The organism is Haemophilus sp. CCUG 60358 (assembly GCF_001679485.1).
Classification (GTDB): domain Bacteria; phylum Pseudomonadota; class Gammaproteobacteria; order Enterobacterales; family Pasteurellaceae; genus Haemophilus_D.
The window spans coordinates 26984-47230 of record NZ_LZOZ01000004.1; the positions used below are offsets into that span (position 1 = coordinate 26984).

Here is a 20247-nt window from a genome sequence, read left to right on the forward strand (position 1 = left end):
GAAAAATAAACCATGTATCGACACGAAAAAATACCTGAAAACTCTACCGCACTTTTAACCTCTGTTACTGGCTTTGAAGAAAACCCAACGGAGATTTTCCTTGCCGAAATGCAAAATATTGTACCTGAAATGCAAGATCTTCCTTTCTTTCATAAAGGCATCGAGTGTTTCTGCCCTAAATTTGTTTTATTTGAAGACCAATGGATCGGCACAGTATTAACGCCATGGATGATGAGTGTGGTGATTCTACCTGGCCCTCAACAACAATGGGAACCGCGTGAATTAGGTGATAAACTCACCGTACAACTTCCTTATAAGGCGCTCACTTTCACCGTCAGTAGCGTTGAAAATGTACCGCAATATTTAAGTTGTTCCTTACATTCACCACTCGACCCGAATCTAACTAACGAACAAGCGGTTCAACTTACACAAGATTGTTTGCGTATGGTTTTATCCATCCCAACCGCACAACCGACATTTAATTCTGACCGCCGTAATCTATTTAAGGCGATGATGAAATAAATGTACGCTACAAACCGTTGTTAATAAAAATGGGCAAAGTAAACTAACTTACTTTGCCCATTTTGCTTTCCATCCCACACAAAGTGCGGTCAGTTTTTACTTAATTTTTCACATTAATACAATACACGTGCTTTAATTGTGCCTTCAATCTCACGGAGTTTGGCTAACAATGGTGATGCATCATCTGTTTCGATATCAACGACCACATAACCAATTTTCGGATCGGTTTGTAAAAATTGTGCCGCAATATTGAGATTAGCTTCAACAAAAATTTGGTTCAATTTGTTTAGTACACCAGGACGGTTTTCGTGAATATGAAGTAAACGTTTTGTACCAACGTGTTCTGGCAAGGATACTTCAGGGAAATTCACGGAAGAAAGGGTTGAACCGTTATCTGAATATTTCACAAATTTACCCGCTACTTCAAAACCAATGTTTTCTTGCGCTTCCGCGGTTGAACCACCGATATGCGGGGTTAAGATCACATTATCAAATTTACGTAGTGGTGAAACAAACTCTTCATTGATTGATGCAGGCTCAACAGGGAATACGTCAACCGCTGCACCACGAACTTTACCTTGTTCAAGCGCAGCTGCTAAAGCATCAATATCCACTACCGTACCACGTGCTGCATTGAGCAAAATAGAATCTTGTTTTAATTGCGCAATACGTTCAGCACTCATTAAATTACGAGTTGAAGGTAAATCTGGTACATGAAGCGAAATCACATCGCAAGAACCTAACAACTCTTCAAGTGTGTGTAATTGTTTTGCATTACCCAATGGCAATTTATTTTCAATATCGTAGAAATATACTTCCATCCCTAGAGATTCCGCAATAATACTTAATTGCGAACCGATATGGCCGTAACCCACGATACCTAATTTTTTGCCGCGCACTTCATGAGAACCCACTGCCGATTTATTCCATAAACCACGATGCACATCGGCATTCGCTTGAGGAATATTGCGCATTAAGAGCAAAATCTCACCCAACACTAATTCAGCCACAGAACGGGTATTGGAGAATGGCGCATTAAATACTGGAATCCCACGCATTTTTGCTGCATTAAGATCCACTTGGTTGGTACCGATACAGAAACAGCCAATAGCAATCAGCTTTGGTGCAGCTTCAATCATTTCAGCAGTTAATTGGGTACGCGAACGTAAGCCGATAAAATGCGCATCTTTAATCGCTTCTTTTAGCTCATCACCATCTAAAGCTTTTTTGTAAAAGTCGATATTGGTGTAGCCCGCTGCATGCAAGGTATCTAATGCACTTTGGTGCACGCCTTCTAATAGCACAAATTTAATTTTTGATTTGTCGAGTGAGACTTTGTTTGTCATGTTTGCTTCCTTATTTTTATTAATCAATAATTTTTGCGCCGTCTGGTGTACCGACAATCACAATATCCGCCCCACGTAAGGCAAAAATACCATTTGTTACTACACCTGCGACATTATTCAATTCTTTTTCCATTTCCACTGGATTTAAAATAGCGAAGTTATGTACATCTAAAATCACGTTGCCGTTATCAGTCACCACGCCTTCACGATATTCAGGTGCGCCACCAAGAGAGACTAATTTACGACCGACTTGTGAACGTGCCATTGGAATTACTTCTACTGGTAATGGGAACGTGCTGCCTAACACATCCACTTGTTTACTAGAATCCACGATACAAATAAATTTTTTCGCTAAAGCGGCCACAATTTTTTCGCGAGTCAGTGCCGCACCGCCGCCTTTGATCATCATTTTTTGTGGATTGATTTCATCTGCGCCATCCACATAAATATCTAAACTTGATACATCGTTAGCACTAAATACTTCAATGCCCTGTTTACGTAATAATTCTTCTGAGGCTTTAGATGCTGCTACCGCGCCTTGAATTTGATCTTTTAATTCACCTAAGGCTTCAATAAAACAATTCACTGTTGAACCACTTCCCACGCCAACAATGGTATCGGGCTTAACATATTTTAACGCCGCACGTGCCGCTAATTTTTTCATTTCTAATTGGTCCATTTTTCTCTCCCTTTTAAATCGAGGATAACAACGTAAACGTTTGCCTTACTTTAATACGACACTATTAAATAAACAAGTGTAAAAATTTATTCGTGATGATGAAAAAATTTTATTCATCTAAAAAAAGCGCTAACAGCTCGTTCAAGAACAATTTCCCGTGTTCGGTGACTTGCCAAGAATCCAGTGTTTCGACGATATAATTCTGTTGAATGGCCAAATCAATTTGATTTTTGACCGCACTTTGCGAAAGCCCCGTGTAATGCTCAAACTCTTGTTTTGGCACCGCTTCCAATAAGCGGAAGCGATTCATGAAGAATTCAAAAGCGCGGTCATTTTTTTCCACGTTTTTTTCTTCATAAAGGTATTCACCACGCAAATAGCCTTTTGGATGCTTCGTTTTAGAAAAACGTAAAATATCGCCATCAGGAAAAGTCAGTTTTCCATGTGCGCCACAGCCTATCGCCAAATAATCCCCGAATCGCCAATAATTCAGATTGTGCTGACACTGAAAGCCCGGTTTCGCATAAGCGGATGTTTCATATTGTTGATAACCTGCTTCAGTTAAAAGTTGATGGCCTTGCTCAAAAATATCCCACAGCGCATCATCATCCGGCAATGTAGGCGGACGATAAGCAAACATGGTATTGGGTTCAATGGTGAGTTGATACCAAGAAAGGTGTGGTGGAGCAAGCTCAATGGCTTGTCGCAAATCATCTAGAGCCTCCTCAAGCGTTTGGTTTGGTAAGCCGTGCATTAAATCTAGATTGAAACTTTTCAAGCCTGAAACTTTCGCCAAACTGACCGCACTTTTAGCCTCCGCCGCATTATGAATGCGCCCTAAACGTTGTAATTTATCGTCATTGAAACTTTGAATGCCCATGGAAATACGTGTTACGCCAGCATCCACATAACCTTTAAAACGCTCCGCCTCCACGGTGCCTGGATTAGCCTCCATGGTAATTTCAATATTCTCTGAAAAAGGAATACGACGTTGAATTTCTGCCAATAACAACTTGATACTTTCCGCTGAAAATAAACTCGGCGTACCACCACCAATAAAAATTGAATGAAGTGGACGATTTTGAATACTAGCCTGGTATTTCTCTAAGTCTGCCTCAAGATCAGCGATCAGATGTTGCACATATTCTTGTTCAGGAATTGCGCCTTTCTGTGCATGCGAATTGAAATCACAATAAGGGCATTTCTGCACACACCAAGGAATATGCACATAAAGGGAAAGAGGGGGAAATTTTTGCATAATTAAAAGTCAAAAGGGCTTGTTTTCACAAGCCCTAAAAATGAGTCATTAATTGACCGCTCTTGCTGTTTTAGTCGCAGCTTTACGGCGTGGTGTTTTCGCTTTCGTTTCCACTTTCACGAATTCAATGCCTTCCGGTGGATTCTCTAACGCTAAACCTAACACTTCATCAATGGTTTCCACCGCATGAATCGCAAGATTTTCTTTCACGTTATCTGGAATTTCTTCCAAATCTTTCACGTTATCTTTTGGAATCAATACAGTTTTAATGCCACCACGATGTGCCGCAAGTAATTTTTCTTTCAATCCGCCAATTGGTAATACTTTACCGCGTAGGCTGATTTCACCCGTCATTGCGACATCGGCACGCACTGGGTTACCCGTTAAGCAAGAAACTAATGCGGTACACATTGCGATACCTGCACTTGGACCATCTTTTGGTGTAGCACCATCTGGCACGTGAATATGAATATCACGTTTTTCATGGAATTCAGAATTGATACCCAATTTTTCCGCACGTGCACGGACTACAGTCATCGCAGCTTGGATAGATTCTTTCATCACATCGCCCAATGAACCGGTGAAGGTCAATTTGCCTTTACCTACTACTGAAGCGGTTTCAATGGTCAGTAAGTCACCGCCCACTTCTGTCCATGCAAGGCCTGTTACTTCGCCTACACGGTTTTGCGTATCCGCTTTACCGAATTCAAAACGTTTCACACCAAGATAGTCATGCAAGTTATCTGAATTAACGGTAATGGATTTCACTTTTGGATTGACCAATAAATTCTTCACCGCTTTACGACAGATTTTAGAGATTTCACGCTCTAATCCACGCACACCAGCTTCACGGGTGTAATAACGGATAATATCTAAAATGGCGTTTTCTTCGATGGTTAATTCGCCTTTTTTCAATCCATTGCGTTCAATTTGTTTTTGTAACAAATGTTGCATCGCAATATTCAGTTTTTCATCTTCGGTATAACCAGAAAGACGAATCACTTCCATACGATCTAGCAATGGACCTGGAATATTCATGGAATTTGAGGTTGCCACAAACATCACGTCAGATAAATCGTAGTCTACTTCAAGATAATGATCGTTAAAGGTGGTATTTTGTTCAGGATCAAGCACTTCTAACAAGGCTGATGCTGGATCACCACGCATATCCGAAGACATTTTATCGATTTCATCAAGCAAGAAGAGTGGGTTTTTCACGCCAACTTTTGCCATTTTTTGAATCAATTTACCCGGTAATGCACCAATATAAGTTTTACGGTGACCACGGATTTCTGCTTCATCACGTACTCCACCTAATGCCATACGCACATATTTACGACCTGTGGCATTCGCAATAGATTGACCTAGTGAGGTTTTACCTACCCCTGGTGGCCCGACTAAGCAAAGGATTGGACCTTTGATTTTGTTTAAACGTGCTTGCACCGCAAGGTATTCTAAAATGCGTTCTTTCACACGTTCTAAACCGTAGTGATCCGCATCTAAAACCTGTTGTGCTTTTGCGATATCTTTCTTCACTTTAGTACGTTTATGCCATGGCACTTGAAGCATCCACTCAACATAGCTACGCACCACCGTTGCTTCAGCAGACATCGCTGACATCATTTTGAGTTTTTGTAACTCACTCTCTACTTTTTCGCGCACATCTGCCGGCATACCTGCCGCTTCAACCTTTTGACGAAGTTGTTCAACTTCATCAATGGTATCTTCGCTTTCACCTTCGTCCATTTCTTTGCGAATCGCTTTGATTTGTTCGCTAAGATAATAGTTACGTTGGCTTTTCTCCATTTGTTTTTTTACACGGCCACGAATACGTTTTTCAACTTGAAGAATATCCGCTTCAGATTCCATCATGCCGAGCAAGTATTCTAAACGCTCTTGCACGTCTGCCAGTTCTAACACGCTTTGTTTATGGCGAACAGTCACTGGAATATGCGCCGCCATGGTATCTGCTAAACGATCGGCATCATCAATGCGTTGTAATGCCCCTAAAACGTCTGCAGGGATTTTTTTATTAAGTTGAAGATAGCTTTCAAATTCATTTAAAACGGCTGCCTTCACCACATCTAATTCTTTTTCATCACCAAACGTGGTTTCAATCGGTGTAACTTCCGCAGAAAAATGGTCTTCACCATCATTTAATTGATTAATTTTCGCGCGTTGCTGCCCTTCCACCAACACTTTTACTGTGCCGTCTGGCAATTTTAATAATTGAATAATATTCGCAATCGTCCCGACATCGAATACATCATCAACGGTAGGCTCTTCTAAATCCGCTTGCTTTTGTGACACCAATAATAATTGTTTGCCCTCATTCATGGCTTCATCAAGGGCACTAATCGATTTTGCGCGCCCAACAAAAAGTGGCATCACCATATAAGGGAAAACGACAACATCCCGTAATGGCAATACAGGAAGTGTACGTTGTTGAGTTCTTTTGGCGTTCATAATTATCTCTCTTACATCAATTTTATAATTTCATTGAATATGGGGATGAGTTGCATAAATTCAAGGTAGGATTTGGCATATTAAGGAGAAATAGAAAAATAGGCAAGTAAAGAACCACCTTTATTGATGGTTAATTGGAAAAACCATGGAATACAGGTACAATAAGTGCGGTCAAAAATCAGCATGATTTTACCCAATAAAAAACGTTTGAAAAAATAACCGCACTTTATCCACTATGACAGCAAAACAAACTATTACTTTCGCGACCTTTCAAGAATTACTCCCCGATTCTTGTAATCATCCATTAAAAAAACAATTAAGGGATAAAGCCCGTTATTACGGACGCAAATTTTTATTTAAAAAACAATGTGATGCATTGGTTGATTTCTTAAATACTCATCAAACCTGGATTCCACTTTTTCAACAAAATCCATATCGTTTTAATGCATTGCTCGCGACCTATTGTGACAAACGTTTTTCTGCAACCGATCGACTCAATGCCATTACCAATAATCTGCTAATGCTTGAAGAAAAAATGGGCGTAGAATTTTGTAAAAAACTACTCCAAGAAAAATCCCTGTTATTAGCACAATTAACAGAACAGCTTGGTATTTATTTCAATATCAACCAGATTGACCCTTTCGAAGGTTATTTTTCCATTAACTTAAAAGATAATAATGGGCGTAGCATTTATGATGCTTCTTTCACCTTCTTAAAGCCAAATAAGCTACTTATTGCCTCTATTCAAGGCCCTTCTTATGAAGAGGCGCAAGAAGCTGTAAAACAAGCTACAAAAGAATTACACGGTGTTCGCCCAATGTTTATGTTGATGAATGTTTTCCGCTTGTTAGCTGAAAAATGGCAATGTGAGTTAATCGGCATCCCTCACACTTCACAAGGTAAATACCGTTTATCTGCGCGCAGTAAAATCCTATTCAATTACGATGAATTTTGGCAGGAAAACCAAGGTCAATTAAAAGGTCAATATTGGCAATTACCGCTTGAAAGCGTCCGCAAACCACTGGAAGAAATCGCCAGTAAAAAACGTTCCATGTACCGAAAACGTTATGAAATGTTGGATGATTTAAGTGAAAAAATTACTCAATTTTCCTAAATAAAATGGACTTAAGCCAGGCTTACTCAAAACAAAGCTTGGTTCAGGTAAACGATTGCTCACCCTGGTATTATTGCATCCTTTCAAAAATCACGCTTTGCTTTTTTGCTCATTTTGTGTAGAATACGCGCTCGGCTTATTGATTAATCCGAACACAAGGAGTTCTCCATAATGGAAGCATCAAAGAAAAAGATGAAATTCCCTTCCGCATTTAGCATTCTCTTTATTATTCTTCTTATTGCTATTGGTCTTACTTGGCTTATTCCCTCAGGGTCCTACTCTAAACTTTCCTACGACACCACCGAAAATCATTTTATTGTCAAAACCCACGGAATTCCCGATCAAAGCTATCCAGCAACAGAACAAACCCTTAATCAACTCAATATCAAAATTCAACTTTCTAATTTCACCAACAGCATTATCAAAAAGCCGATTGCTATCCCCGATACCTATCAACGCATTGAACAACATGAAAAAGGCATTACCGATATGATTCACGCCATGGTGGATGGCACCATTGAAGTCGCGGATATTATGATTTTTATCTTCATACTCGGTGGAATGATTGGTGTGATAAACAAAACAGGAGCATTCAATGCCGGATTAATGTCTCTCACCAAAAAAACAAAAGGAAATGAATTCTCTGTTGTCTTTGCTGTCTGCGTATTAATGCTGCTAGGCGGTACGGCTTGTGGTATTGAAGAAGAAGCCGTGGCCTTCTACCCAATTCTTGTTCCTGTCTTTTTAGCCTTAGGTTATGATTCTATTGTCTGTGTTGGTGCCATATTCCTTGCCGCATCAATGGGTACAGCCTTCTCTACAATCAATCCATTCTCCGTTGTTATTGCCTCAAACGCGGCAGGGATTCCATTCACTGAAGGGATGGGATTTCGCACACTGGGACTTATTCTTGGTGGAACCTGTGTAATAGCCTATATGTATTGGTACTGTAAAAAACTGCGTGCCAATCCTGAATTTTCTTATACCTATGACGATCGCCAAGCCTTCTATGATCTCTATATGAAAGATATTGATCCTAATGCAACCGTTGAATTTACCTTTAGAAGAAAACTGATCCTGATTCTATTTAGTGGCGCCTTTCCTCTCATGGTATGGGGGGTGATGTTTGGTGGTTGGTGGTTCCCTCAAATGGCAGCATCCTTCCTAGCCATTACTATCATTATTATGTTTATCAGTGGATTGCCTGAAAAAGATGTTATAAATGGGTTTACTCATGGTGCTTCTGAATTAGTCGGCGTCGCATTGATTATCGGACTCGCTCGAGCAGTTAATATCATTCTAGAGCAAGGAATGATTTCCGACACTATCCTCGATTATATGACTCATCTTGTTGGTGGAATGAATGGCGGCGTCTTTATTATTGGTCAGCTCATTGTCTTCATATTCTTAGGATTGGTTGTTCCTTCATCTTCAGGTCTTGCCGTACTCGCTATGCCAATTATGGCACCACTGGCTGATACTGTTGGCATTCCAAGAGATATCGTCGTATCGGCTTACAACTGGGGACAATATATTATGTTATTCCTTGCGCCAACAGGATTGGTCCTTGTCACGCTACAAATGCTTGGTATTCCATTCAATAAATGGCTGAAATTTGTCATGCCAATCGTGGGCTGTCAATTTGTTATCTCATCGATACTTCTTCTCGTTCAAGTATTTATGTATTCACACTAAGCAATAAAATAAAAAGCCACGCAATCTAGCGTGGCTTCTTTTTATCATCTTATGTTATTTGACAAACTCATCAAACTCTAACTCATAATCATCACCATCTCTGGTGTATTTGATATAACGTGGAAATTGTTCACCTGAGAATTTCTTCACCATAATATCCTTATTACCTGTTTTAAATGAATAAGTGATTTCAGTGACAGTTTGCTTGTTATATTGGATTTGTTTTTCCACTTTCTTCACATTCACATTTTCCATTGGGTAAAGTTTTTTACCGTTTGTAATTTGGAAACTGGTTGGCAATTTATCGTAATAGCTCAACTGAAATGCCATGGTGAATAAGTCAAAAGTCGGTAATGTTAGCGGTTCAGTTTCTAACCCATTTTTCACTTTACCGTATTCAATGGTTGTTGGTGAAATTTTAGAAATGGCATAAGGCTTACCATTACGCACATCTTGATAATTCACCATTTTAAATTGACTCGCAGTTTGCGAACCACGAGAAGTAAACACAATGTTGTACAACGGAATATTAATTTTTGCATTGACTGAATACTGTGAACCATCAGCTTTAAAATGCACATACGCCGGCATTAAATAATTGGAACTGTATTTAATATTATAATCCACCGCAGACCATGCTGTTGGCACATAAGCAATTAATGCAGCAAAAAGGATTTTAAATAACTTCATTGGTTTTCCTTATATATAAAAATAGGTTGCCCTTTAGAGTATCACAGCGAGAAGAAGTTCCCCATTAAAAAAACCATCTTATCTGCAGACAAGATGGTTTTCATTTATGTTAGCTTAATGGGGGATTATAAAACTGCACCTGCCATTAAGAAACCGAATAATACAGATAAGCTGATTGCAATCACACCCGGCACTAAGAATGGGTGGTTGAATACATATTTACCGATACGAGTTGAACCAGTATCATCCATTTCTACTGCTGCAATTAAGGTTGGGTAAGTAGGAAGAATGAATAATGCAGATACTGCGGCAAATGCTGCAATCGCTGCTTCCGGAGAAACACCTAATAAAATTGCAGTTGGGTATAATGCTTTTGCAGTTGCAGCTTGTGAGTAAAGTAAGGTACTTGCGAAGAACAAGATTACCGCTAAACTCCAAGGGTATTGTTGTAAGAACTCAGCTGATACCGCTTTAATTTGATCGATATGGCCTTCAACGAAAGTATTACCTAACCATGCTACACCAAGCACACAAATTACCGCTGACATACCAGATTTAAAGGTTGCTGCATTAGTAATTTTTGCGGTATCCACTTTACATGCCATAGTGATAATGGCTGCAGTTGCAAGCATGAAAGAGATAATGGCGTTATCACGAGAAAGAATTGGGTTTTGAATTAAACCAACTGTTTTACTGATTGCAGTGGCATAAAGCATGACCACTAAAATCGCGATAAGGAAAATTGCAACAGAACGTTTTGCATAAGGTTTGATCTCAATTTGCATTTCACCACGCATAGTAATTAAACCTTTTGCTAGACGATCTTGGTAAACTTCATCATCTTTCAAATCTTTACCAAGGAAGTTACAAATCACTGCAGTAATCATACATGCTGCGTAAGTAGTTGGGATCCAAATACCTAATAATTGTAAGTAACTTAAACCAAAGTTTTTCTCTAATTCAGCAGAAAGGAATACCACCGCAGCAGAAATTGGAGAAGCTGTAATCGCAATTTGTGAAGCGATAACCGCAATAGAAAGTGGACGTGAAGGACGAATACCTTGTTCTTTTGCTACTTCAGCAATCACTGGAAGTGTTGAGAATGCTGTGTGACCAGTACCTGCAAGTACAGTCATAAAGTAAGTTACCGTTGGCGCAAGGAAGGTAATGTATTTTGGATTTTTACGTAGAATTTTTTCAGCTACTTTTACTAAGAAATCCATACCACCCGCAACTTGCATTGCAGCAATTGCCATGATTACAGACATGATAACTGAAATTACATCAAACGGAATGGCACCCGGTTTTAAGCCAAGCAGTGAAAGTGCCACAACACCCATACCACCCATGAAACCGATACCAATACCGCCTAATCTAGCCCCTAGGTAAATAAAGAGTAGGACGACTAAAAGTTGAGCCCAAATCATAATATTTTCTCCATATTAATTTTTAAAATAATTCCAGAACATATATTAACAACAAACTAGTGCATTATCTATATTTATTACTTGGATTAGCCTATTTTATCCGAAAGTGCGGTTAAAATTTGATTCAAATTCTGACCGCATTTTCAATGGCTTTCTTAGAAATCCTCAAAGTATTGTTGAATCACTTTTGGATCTTTTGTTTGTGTTAAGGCTAATTGCAATAACACACGTGCTTTTTGCGGATTCAATGTGCCTGAAGCCACAAAACCATATTTAGAATCATCCACTTCAGCATCACGCGTGGTGTGACCCGTTGGTACACGAGATGAACGTACTACAACAACGCCATCTTTCGCGGCTTTTTCTAAACGTTCTAAGTGTGCCGCATTCACGTTACCGTTACCTACACCCGCTGAAACAATACCTTGATAGCCTGCATCCAATAATGAATTTAACGGCTCAATTGGTGCATTAGAATAAGCATAAACTATGCCTACTTTCGGCAAGCTGTCTAATTTATCTACGTTAAATGGTGTGTTCACAGTATGTTTACTTTCAGGTGAACGTTCGTAATCCACTTTACTGTTATGGATATAACCCAAGGTACCATAGTTTGGTGAATGGAATGTTTGTACTGCAGTGGTACTCATTTTAGTCACATCACGCGCACCTAGTACTTCACCATTCATCGCCACTAACACACCACGACCAGATGATTTTTTATCCGTTGCCACCACGACGGCGTTATAAAGGTTTAATGGACCATCCGCACTTTTTTCTGTCGCTGGACGCATTGCACCTACTAATACAATTGGTTTTTCACATTTCGCAGTAAGATCTAAGAAATAAGCGGTTTCTTCCATGGTATCGGTACCATGAGTAATCACAAAACCATCAGTATCTTTACATTGTGCATTAATTGCTTTCGCTAATTTTAACCACACATCATCGCTCATATCTTGTGAACCAATTTTCACAATTTGTTCACCTTTCACATTGGCTAATTGCTTAATTTCAGGCACGGCATCAATTAACGCTTCAACATTGAGTTGCCCTGCTTTATAAGCAGAAGAAACTGCGGTTTCACCGCTTCCAGCAATGGTGCCACCTGTTGCTAAAATCGTAATATTCGGTAATTCCGCGGCTTGTGCGACCGAAACACCTAATCCCAGCATCATGAGTGCTGTTAATTTTTTTAATTTCATACTTGTCTCCTTTTACGTTAAATAATCTAAACTTGGCTATTCTCTACTTAATTAGATGTAGAATAAACACTAAGATAATAGATTTATGATCCCGATCATGTTTTTCCCCATTTGATTGTATAAGCTTTCGCCAACCCCACGTTTCCTTCAGAATTTTTTTGAAAGATAACCAAAGTGCGGTTATACTTAAGCCTTTATTTCATGTGAAGATAAACTCTTATTCATTATCAAAAATTAAGTTGAGAACAACATGCAAGAATTTATGCCTCAAGCAATTGAATTTGCTCAAAAACACACTTTTTTAACGATCGCATGGTTTGCTGTCCTTTTTATGACACTTTTCACCTTTTTTAAAAGTGCGACACAAAAATATCGCGTGATCACCAACCCTGAAGCCGTTCGCTTAATGAACGATGAAGAAGCCGTGGTGATTGATTTACGCCCTATCGATGAATTCCAACGCGGTCATATTATAGGCAGCGTGAACTTGCTTCCAACTGAAATCAAAAATCACAATGCAGGCAAAATCGAACATCACAAAGAAAGACCGGTTATCATTGTGGATGTTAACGTTGTTTCTTCTACCACCTCTGCAGAACTTTTAACTAAACAAGGCTTTGAAAAAGTCTATGTATTAAAAGACGGTTTAGCTGCTTGGGCGGGTGCAAATTTACCATTAGTAAAAAAACATAAGTAAGGATCCTCTATGTCTGAACAAAATCAACAACCTGAAGTAGCTACTGAAGAGCAACAAGAAGCCGTACTTCAAATTCAACGTATTTATGTAAAAGATGTTTCTTTTGAAGCACCAAATCTTCCTCATATTCTCCATCAAGAATGGAAACCAAAACTCGGTTTCGATTTAAGCACTGAAGCCGTTCAAGTGGGTGAAGATTTATACGAGGTGACTTTAAACATCAACGTAGAAACCACCATGGAAGATTCTGGTGATATGGCGTTTATTTGTGAAGTAAAACAAGCTGGCGTATTTACGATTAGCGGTTTAGAAGATGTTCAAATGGCGCACTGCTTAACATCTCAATGCCCAAATATGCTTTTCCCTTATGCACGTGAATTGATTTCTAACTTAGTAAATCGTGGTACATTCCCGGCATTAAACCTTTCTCCGGTAAACTTCGATGCATTGTTCATTGATTACATGAATAAGCAGCAAGCAGCAGCCGAAGCAGAAGAAAATAAAGAAACCCAACATTAATTGTGATAAGGGCAGGCGATACCGTCTGCCCTTTTATTTTAAAGGTGATTGAAATGAACCCATCCCAATCTCCAATTACCATTCTTGGTTGCGGTTCTTATGGAACAGCACTCGCTATCTCATTTTCTCGCAATGGTTCTCCAACCTATCTTTGGGGGCACAATCCCGATCACATTCATCAAATGCAACAGGAACGTCAAAATCGCCGTTTTCTGCCAGATATTGAATTTCCAGAAAGTTTGCATTTAGAATTAGATTTAAAAACAGCCCTTGAGCAATCGAAAGATATTTTAATTGTGGTACCAAGTCATGCTTTCGGCGAAATCCTCTTAAAAATTCGACCGCACTTAAAACCTGATCATCGCTTAATTTGGGCAACCAAAGGATTAGAACGTAACACCGGCCGATTACTGCAAGAAGTAGTAGAAGAAACCTTAGGTAAAGCAATTCCGACGGCGGTGCTTTCAGGTCCTACTTTTGCGAAAGAATTGGCTCAAGGTTTGCCAACAGCGATTACCCTTGCCTCTTGTAATGAAAAGTTTGCCTTAGAATTTCAAGCTCGCATTCATTGCAGTCAGCATTTCCGAGTATATGTAAACCAAGATATGATTGGCGTTCAATTAGGTGGCGCCATTAAAAACGTGATTGCAATTGGTGCGGGTATTTCGGATGGTATGGGATTTGGTGCCAATGCGAGAACGGCATTAATTACCCGTGGGATTGCGGAAATTACTCGCTTAGGTGTATCCATGGGAGCCAATACGAAAACCTTTATGGGCATGTCTGGTTTGGGTGATTTAGTGCTCACTTGTACCGATAACCAATCCCGTAACCGCCGATTTGGTTTAATGCTTGGTAAAGGAACTGATAGTCAACAAGCCATGGATGAAATTGGTCAAGTGGTAGAAGGTTTTTATAACACCAAAGAAACCTATTTATTAGCACAACGACAAGGCGTGGAAATGCCAATTACAGAACAAATTTACCAAATGCTCTTTTGTGGTAAAAGTGCACAAGAAGTGGCACTGAGCTTATTGGGTCGTGAACGAAAAGGCGAATAAGGAGAAAAAATGACGTTAGAAGTATGGCAACACATTCGCCAAGAGGCAAAAGAATTAGCAGAATGCGAACCAATGCTCGCAAGCTTTTTCCATTCCACTATTTTAAAACATCAAAATCTTGGCAGTGCCTTGAGTTATTTGCTTGCGAATAAACTGGCTAACCCTATCATGCCCGCAATTTCGCTGCGTGAAATTATTGAAGAAGTCTATCAAGCGGAGCCCAATATCATTGATTGTGCTGCTTGTGATATTAAAGCTGTGCGCCACCGCGATCCCGCTGTGGAATTGTGGTCCACACCATTGCTTTATTTAAAAGGTTTTCACGCCATTCAAAGCTATCGCATTACCCATTATTTGTGGAACCAAAATCGAAAAGCACTCGCGCTTTATTTACAAAATCAAATTTCAGTGGCTTTCGATGTAGATATTCACCCTGCCGCCAAAATTGGGCACGGCATTATGTTTGACCATGCTACTGGTATTGTCGTCGGCGAAACCTCAGTAATTGAAAATGATGTGTCTATCTTGCAAGGTGTTACCCTCGGTGGTACAGGTAAAGAATCCGGCGATCGCCATCCAAAAGTACGAGAAGGCGTAATGATTGGGGCGGGCGCAAAAATTCTCGGCAATATCGAAGTGGGAAAATACGCCAAAATCGGCGCCAATTCTGTTGTACTTCAACCTGTGCCTGAATACGCCACTGCAGCAGGTGTACCTGCTCGTATTGTCGGCAAAGACAAAGCGGCAAAACCCGCTTTTGAAATGAATCAATATTTTATTGATGATGATTTAAATTTGAATATTTAAAAATATTTATAAGAAAGGCAAACATATGATAGAGGAAAAAAAGTATCCACAACTTTCGATGAATGAGTTTTTTTTCACGTATAGTTTCATATTTGTTTTGCTGTTATTTATATCTGTAGTTATTTTTTTTAACGATGTTCCAATAACTAACTTTGAAATATTTATCGATAAATATCTAGTCAAGGGAAGAGGAGTATATTCTCATATATACTCCTTTCAATCTGAAATAATCTCAAATTTGTCGATGATTATTGCTCCACTGTTTGCTATTTATCTAGCATTAACTTTGAAGCTCACTTACTCGTCGGAAAATGAAATTATTAATAGTGGAAGGGTAATAGAGAAAAGTGTAAAAAAAACTATATTAATGAAATTTTGCTTTATTATATCAGCACTGCTTCTTGTAACGATGTGTGTGTTTTTAACATACATATATAATTGGGATCTTGAAGAATCTAAAACTAATACATTATTTGTTAGGGATAATGTAATATGGTTGCTATCCTTAACTTATATAATTTATACAGGGACATTCTTTACACTTTTTGTGCTGTTTAGCGTAATACGTCACCCAGTATCTTCATTAAAGTATCATATATACCGACCAAATTGAAATAAACCAATATCTTATCGATGATGATATAAATTTGAATATTTAAAAGATTAATATACTTACAAATACTTAAAATTATTGTAATGAATTTTAAAAACTTTCATTTTGACTTTAAATGATGAATTGTTAGACAATTAACATATAAAAATGTAGCATCAAACTAAGTTTAACCGTTTTTAGCAATTTATTGAGGGAAATAATATGTCTAGTTTTGCTATGCGTGTTAATAACGGTAATTTAAGTATAGCAGATTATCTTGAAAAACTTAATAAGATGGGATCTATATGAACGGAGATAAAAAATATCCAAAATTTTTGATAAATGAGGATTTTTTAGTATATGGTAGTGTTTTTATATCAGTATTGTTTGTTCTCATAGTCATTTTTTTTAATAATATTCCAATAACTGATTTTGAAGTATTCATTGATACGTATTTAATAAAAGGGAATGGAGTATACTCTCATATATACTCCTTTCAATCTGAAGTAATTTCAAATTTATCAATGATAATAGCCCCTTTGTTTGCTATTTATACTGTATTGACTTCAAAGCTTACTTATTTATCTGAGCGTGAAATGATTGATTCTGGTATTACAATAGAGAAAAGTATAATAAAAACCATACAGAGAAAACTCGTCTTCATCATATCATTACTGCTTCTTGTAGCAACATTTATATTTTTGACATACATCGATAGCTGGGATCTTCAAGCTGTAGAAACTAATACATTATTTATTACCGATAATGTTGTATGTTTATTGTTCTTAAATTGTGTATTTTGCATCGGAACGCTTTTCGCTCTTACTTTTCTATTTAGTGTAATATTACACCCTATAACTTTTTTAAGATATCATTACCAATCTCCTTTTAATTAAAGACAAAGCGGCAAAACCAGCTTTTGAAATGAATCAATATTTTATTGATGATGATTTAAATTTGAATATTTAAGACCAAAATATGATTAACAAAGATACCCAACTTTGCATGTCCCTTTCTGGCAGACCGGGCAATTTTGGTACAACATTCCATAACTATCTGTATCAAAAACTCGGGCTTAATTTTATCTATAAAGCCTTTACCACCACAGATATTGAAAGCGCTGTCAAGGGCATTCGTGCACTTGGTATTCGAGGTTGTGCCGTTTCGATGCCTTTTAAAGAAAGCTGCATGCCATTTTTAGATGAAATCTCGCCTTCTGCGCAAGCCATTCAGTCTGTGAATACCATTGTGAATGATCGAGGTTTTCTTCGCGCTTACAACACAGACTACATTGCCATTGTTAAACTTATCAAAGAATATCAATTAGATAAAAAGAGTCGTGTGATTGTACGAGGCAGTGGCGGTATGGCTAAAGCGGTCGTCGCCGCCTTTAAAAACAGTGGATTTGAGCATCTGAAGATTTTTGCTCGAAATGAAAAAACAGGTAAAAATTTAGCCGCACTTTATAACTATGAATATATCCCATCTTTAGATAATCAATCGGCAGACATTTTAGTCAACGTTACGCCAATTGGGATGAAAGGTGGAAAAGAAGAATTTGATCTCGCCTTTCCTGAAAATCTTATTCAACAAGCTCAAACCGCTTTTGATGTGGTGGCAATTCCTGCTGAAACACCGTTTATCCAATTTGCTCAAAAACAAGGTAAACAAACGATTTCTGGTACAGAAGTGATTGTGCTACAAGCTGTCGAACAATTTGAGCTCTACACTGGGGTTCAACCTGATAACCAATTAGTCGCAGAAGCCGCCGCTTTTGCTCGAAAAAATAGTTAAAAAAAGAACCGCACTTTTAAAAAGTGCGGTTCTTTTTATCTGAGTTTTACGCTAACAATTTTCTTGCTGCTTCCACCACCACAGATACTGCTTTTTCTTCCGTATCTTTCATGGTGGCTTCATTTGGAATTTCTTGTTGTGTACGGTTCACAATCACACCTGCCACCATACCAGCTCGTAAGCCAAGAGCGTTACACATGGTGAATAACGTCGCTGATTCCATCTCATAGTTCATTACATTGAGATCTTGCCATTGTTTTAACAAGCCTTGGTAATCACGATATACTTTACCGCTGTAAGTATCATAACGTTCTTGACCTGGATAGAACGTATCTGAAGAAGCTGTAATTCCTACAAATGGCTCAATGCCTTTTTCTTTAGCCGCATTGAAAAGTGCCGTGGTACATTCAAAATTTGCTACCGCTGGATATTCAATTGGGGCAAAATGACGGCTTGCACCATCAAGACGAACGGCACCCGTTGTAACAAGCACATCCCCCACATTAATGTGTGGTTGAATTGCACCTGTTGTACCAATACGTAAGAATGTACGCACGCCAAGCTGAGCCAGCTCTTCCACACAGATAGACGTAGAAGGGCCACCAATACCGGTTGAACACACCACCACCGGTTGACCATTCAAATAGCCCAACCAAGAAGTGTATTCACGGGTACTTGCAAGAAACTCGGGATTATCAAGCTTCTTAGCAATACGTTCGCTACGTGCTGGATCCCCTGGCACGATAGCTAATGTTGCACCTTTCAGTTGTGCTTTAGTCAGGTTTAAGTGAAATACATCAGACATAATAATCTCCTTTTTATCATTCTTGCCGCAAAGTGCGGTCAAATTTTCGTTATTTTTTCAATGCGCCTAAGATACCACGCATGATTTGTTTGGTCACTTCATTACGAATATTGCGACCCACTGATTTTGCCACACTATTCACAATTTGTTCTGTTGGGGAAAGTTTATCCCCGCGTTTTTGTGTTCCAAAAATCATACGACTTAAGCTACCAAATAAACCGCTTTCTTCCTCTTGCTGCGCTTGCTCGGCTTGTTTTTGTTGTACTGCTGCTAAATCCGCTTGCGCATTTAACACTTCGAAAGCCGACTCATTATCCACATAATCTTTATAGAAGGCATAAAGCTCATCGTCTTTCACCCAAGCAGCTCGCTCTTCTTCAGTAATCGGCGCAAGTTGGCTTTTCGGCGGATAAACATACGCCACTTCAACTGGCGCTGGCATACCTTTTTCATCTAAGAATGAAATCAATGCTTGACCCACACCTAAGGTTGAAATGGTTTCAACCACATTGACAGCTGGATTTGAACGGAACGTTTCTGCCGCGGATTTCACTGCTTTTTGATCGCGTGGCGTAAAGGCACGTAACGCATGTTGCACGCGGTTACCTAATTGGCCTAACACGGTATCCGGTAAATCTAATGGGTTTTGGGTCACAAAATAAATCCCCACACCTTTAGAACGAATCAAGCGAACCACTTGTTCCACTTTATCCACCAACACACTTGGTGCACCATCAAAGAGTAAATGCGCTTCATCGAAGAACATCACAAATTTTGGTTTATCTGGATCGCCGACTTCCGGTAATTGTTCAAATAATTCAGACATCAACCAAAGCAAGAATGCACTATACATTTTCGGCGAATTGATTAATTTTTCAGAATTTAAAACATTGATCACGCCACGACCATCACGGGTTTGTAACCAATCTTCAAGATTTAATGCTGGCTCACCAAAAAGATGTGTTGCCCCTTCATTTTCAAGAGTCAGTAAAGCACGTTGAATCGCGCCCACACTCGCAGCTGATACGTTGCCATATTCTACTTGGAACAATTTCGCATTCTCTGCCACGAATTTAAGCATGGCACGCAAGTCTTTTAAATCGATGAGTAGCAAGCCTTTATCATCTGCCACACGGAATACAAGGTTTAATAAGCCTTCTTGGGTTGCATTTAAATTTAATAAACGGGAAAGTAATAATGGTCCCATTTCAGAAATCGTGGTGCGAAGTGGGATGCCTGTTTCACCGAATACATCCCAAAATGACACAGGATAGCCATTTAAATAACTCTCTCCACCTAAATCAAATTGCTCAATGCGTTCCGCCACTTTGCCACTGAAGGTGCCCGCTTTGACTAAACCAGACAAATCGCCTTTTACATCGACTAAAAAAACCGGCACACCATCATCACTGAACGCCTCTGCCATTTTACGTAATGTCACGGTTTTCCCCGTCCCTGTCGCTCCAGCGATCAGACCGTGACGGTTTGCCATTTTTGCGGTAATACCAAGGGTTTGACCTTGTTCGGTACGCGCGAGAGAATATTGCATAAAGATTCCTTTGTTTTGTTG

At 39.1% G+C, this 20247-nt stretch carries 18 protein-coding genes and 1 pseudogene; 10 read left to right on the plus strand and 9 right to left on the minus strand.

Annotated features, from left to right (window positions below):
• Window positions 1–12 precede the first annotated feature (12 nt).
• Window positions 13–522 (plus strand): hydrogenase-2 assembly chaperone, encoded by a 510-nt coding sequence (gene hybE, locus A9500_RS01735; protein WP_065243666.1) that lies wholly within the window; start codon window positions 13–15, stop codon window positions 520–522.
• A 113-nt stretch (window positions 523–635) separates the two neighbouring features.
• Here the strand turns inward: hybE and serA are convergent, their stop codons facing one another.
• The 4 genes from serA to lon all read right to left on the minus strand — a co-directional run bounded on the left by serA (window position 636) and on the right by lon (window position 6271).
• Window positions 636–1868, minus strand: coding sequence for a phosphoglycerate dehydrogenase (gene serA, locus A9500_RS01740; protein WP_065243667.1), 1233 nt, complete (start codon window positions 1866–1868; stop codon window positions 636–638).
• 19 nt (window positions 1869–1887) lie between these two features.
• A complete protein-coding gene (gene rpiA / locus A9500_RS01745) occupies window positions 1888–2547 on the minus strand; it encodes a ribose-5-phosphate isomerase RpiA (protein WP_049364295.1) in 660 nt (219 codons plus the stop codon).
• Window positions 2548–2656: 109 nt separating this feature from the next.
• Complete coding sequence (gene hemW, locus A9500_RS01750; protein ID WP_065243668.1) at window positions 2657–3805, minus strand: radical SAM family heme chaperone HemW; 1149 nt, start codon at window positions 3803–3805, stop codon at window positions 2657–2659.
• Between the two features lie 48 nt (window positions 3806–3853).
• Window positions 3854–6271: an endopeptidase La gene (gene lon, locus A9500_RS01755; protein WP_065243669.1), complete on the minus strand. Its 2418-nt coding sequence runs from the start codon at window positions 6269–6271 to the stop codon at window positions 3854–3856.
• A 235-nt stretch (window positions 6272–6506) separates the two neighbouring features.
• Here lon and A9500_RS01760 point away from each other — a divergent pair, with 235 nt between their 5' ends.
• Both A9500_RS01760 and A9500_RS01765 read left to right on the plus strand, forming a co-directional pair.
• The gene (locus A9500_RS01760) at window positions 6507–7385 is read left to right on the plus strand and encodes a DUF535 family protein (protein WP_065243670.1); all 879 of its coding nucleotides are present in this window, start codon (window positions 6507–6509) and stop codon (window positions 7383–7385) included.
• A gap of 171 nt (window positions 7386–7556) precedes the next feature.
• Complete coding sequence (locus A9500_RS01765; RefSeq protein WP_065243671.1) at window positions 7557–9080, plus strand: YfcC family protein; 1524 nt, start codon at window positions 7557–7559, stop codon at window positions 9078–9080.
• A gap of 54 nt (window positions 9081–9134) precedes the next feature.
• On the opposite strand, the gene A9500_RS01770 is transcribed toward A9500_RS01765, so the two are convergent.
• The 3 genes from A9500_RS01770 to ansB form a co-directional block, all read right to left on the minus strand.
• Window positions 9135–9770 carry a hypothetical protein gene (locus A9500_RS01770; protein WP_049369711.1) on the minus strand — a complete coding sequence of 212 codons (636 nt, stop codon included), beginning with the start codon at window positions 9768–9770 and terminating at the stop codon, window positions 9135–9137.
• Between the two features lie 125 nt (window positions 9771–9895).
• Window positions 9896–11197 (minus strand): anaerobic C4-dicarboxylate transporter, encoded by a 1302-nt coding sequence (locus A9500_RS01775; protein ID WP_065243672.1) that lies wholly within the window; start codon window positions 11195–11197, stop codon window positions 9896–9898.
• A 155-nt stretch (window positions 11198–11352) separates the two neighbouring features.
• On the minus strand, window positions 11353–12402 hold the full coding sequence (gene ansB / locus A9500_RS01780; RefSeq protein ID WP_065243673.1) for an L-asparaginase 2: 1050 nt from the start codon (window positions 12400–12402) through the stop codon (window positions 11353–11355).
• Between the two features lie 250 nt (window positions 12403–12652).
• On the opposite strand from ansB, the gene A9500_RS01785 reads away from it, so the two are divergent.
• From A9500_RS01785 to A9500_RS01815, 7 genes and pseudogenes are all read left to right on the plus strand, one after another.
• Complete coding sequence (locus A9500_RS01785) at window positions 12653–13099, plus strand: rhodanese-like domain-containing protein (protein ID WP_065243674.1); 447 nt, start codon at window positions 12653–12655, stop codon at window positions 13097–13099.
• Between the two features lie 9 nt (window positions 13100–13108).
• The gene (gene secB, locus A9500_RS01790) at window positions 13109–13618 is read left to right on the plus strand and encodes a protein-export chaperone SecB (RefSeq protein WP_065243675.1); all 510 of its coding nucleotides are present in this window, start codon (window positions 13109–13111) and stop codon (window positions 13616–13618) included.
• A gap of 53 nt (window positions 13619–13671) precedes the next feature.
• Complete coding sequence (gene gpsA, locus A9500_RS01795; RefSeq protein ID WP_065243676.1) at window positions 13672–14679, plus strand: NAD(P)H-dependent glycerol-3-phosphate dehydrogenase; 1008 nt, start codon at window positions 13672–13674, stop codon at window positions 14677–14679.
• Window positions 14680–14688: 9 nt separating this feature from the next.
• Window positions 14689–15486, plus strand: a complete 798-nt coding sequence (gene cysE, locus A9500_RS01800) for a serine O-acetyltransferase (protein WP_065243677.1) — start codon at window positions 14689–14691, stop codon at window positions 15484–15486.
• A gap of 897 nt (window positions 15487–16383) precedes the next feature.
• Window positions 16384–16974, plus strand: coding sequence for a hypothetical protein (locus tag A9500_RS01810; RefSeq protein WP_065243679.1), 591 nt, complete (start codon window positions 16384–16386; stop codon window positions 16972–16974).
• A pseudogene (locus A9500_RS10850) lies at window positions 16964–17047 on the plus strand (serine O-acetyltransferase); the annotation flags it as partial. The gene A9500_RS01810 and the pseudogene A9500_RS10850, both read left to right, overlap by 11 nt.
• A gap of 9 nt (window positions 17048–17056) precedes the next feature.
• On the plus strand, window positions 17057–17872 hold the full coding sequence (locus tag A9500_RS01815) for a shikimate 5-dehydrogenase (RefSeq protein ID WP_065243680.1): 816 nt from the start codon (window positions 17057–17059) through the stop codon (window positions 17870–17872).
• A 46-nt stretch (window positions 17873–17918) separates the two neighbouring features.
• Here the strand turns inward: A9500_RS01815 and udp are convergent, their stop codons facing one another.
• Both udp and A9500_RS01825 read right to left on the minus strand, forming a co-directional pair.
• Window positions 17919–18677: a uridine phosphorylase gene (gene udp, locus A9500_RS01820; RefSeq protein WP_065243681.1), complete on the minus strand. Its 759-nt coding sequence runs from the start codon at window positions 18675–18677 to the stop codon at window positions 17919–17921.
• A 49-nt stretch (window positions 18678–18726) separates the two neighbouring features.
• The gene (locus A9500_RS01825; RefSeq protein ID WP_065243682.1) at window positions 18727–20226 is read right to left on the minus strand and encodes a helicase HerA-like C-terminal domain-containing protein; all 1500 of its coding nucleotides are present in this window, start codon (window positions 20224–20226) and stop codon (window positions 18727–18729) included.
• Window positions 20227–20247 lie beyond the last annotated feature (21 nt).

Bases quoted from the DNA above. Each gene is read 5' to 3' on its own strand.
- hybE (WP_065243666.1), top strand. From the start codon at position 13: ATGTATCGACACGAAAAAATACCTGAAAACTCTACCGCACTTTTAACC.
- A9500_RS01815 (WP_065243680.1), top strand. From the start codon at position 17,057: ATGATTAACAAAGATACCCAACTTTGCATGTCCCTTTCTGGCAGACCG.
- A9500_RS01775 (WP_065243672.1), bottom strand. From the start codon at position 11,197: ATGATTTGGGCTCAACTTTTAGTCGTCCTACTCTTTATTTACCTAGGG.
- cysE (WP_065243677.1), top strand. From the start codon at position 14,689: ATGACGTTAGAAGTATGGCAACACATTCGCCAAGAGGCAAAAGAATTA.
- secB (WP_065243675.1), top strand. From the start codon at position 13,109: ATGTCTGAACAAAATCAACAACCTGAAGTAGCTACTGAAGAGCAACAA.
- A9500_RS01760 (WP_065243670.1), top strand. From the start codon at position 6,507: ATGACAGCAAAACAAACTATTACTTTCGCGACCTTTCAAGAATTACTC.
- A9500_RS01810 (WP_065243679.1), top strand. From the start codon at position 16,384: ATGAACGGAGATAAAAAATATCCAAAATTTTTGATAAATGAGGATTTT.
- rpiA (WP_049364295.1), bottom strand. From the start codon at position 2,547: ATGGACCAATTAGAAATGAAAAAATTAGCGGCACGTGCGGCGTTAAAA.
- hemW (WP_065243668.1), bottom strand. From the start codon at position 3,805: ATGCAAAAATTTCCCCCTCTTTCCCTTTATGTGCATATTCCTTGGTGT.
- udp (WP_065243681.1), bottom strand. From the start codon at position 18,677: ATGTCTGATGTATTTCACTTAAACCTGACTAAAGCACAACTGAAAGGT.
- lon (WP_065243669.1), bottom strand. From the start codon at position 6,271: ATGAACGCCAAAAGAACTCAACAACGTACACTTCCTGTATTGCCATTA.
- gpsA (WP_065243676.1), top strand. From the start codon at position 13,672: ATGAACCCATCCCAATCTCCAATTACCATTCTTGGTTGCGGTTCTTAT.
- A9500_RS01785 (WP_065243674.1), top strand. From the start codon at position 12,653: ATGCAAGAATTTATGCCTCAAGCAATTGAATTTGCTCAAAAACACACT.
- A9500_RS01770 (WP_049369711.1), bottom strand. From the start codon at position 9,770: ATGAAGTTATTTAAAATCCTTTTTGCTGCATTAATTGCTTATGTGCCA.
- ansB (WP_065243673.1), bottom strand. From the start codon at position 12,402: ATGAAATTAAAAAAATTAACAGCACTCATGATGCTGGGATTAGGTGTT.
- serA (WP_065243667.1), bottom strand. From the start codon at position 1,868: ATGACAAACAAAGTCTCACTCGACAAATCAAAAATTAAATTTGTGCTA.
- A9500_RS01765 (WP_065243671.1), top strand. From the start codon at position 7,557: ATGGAAGCATCAAAGAAAAAGATGAAATTCCCTTCCGCATTTAGCATT.
- A9500_RS01825 (WP_065243682.1), bottom strand. From the start codon at position 20,226: ATGCAATATTCTCTCGCGCGTACCGAACAAGGTCAAACCCTTGGTATT.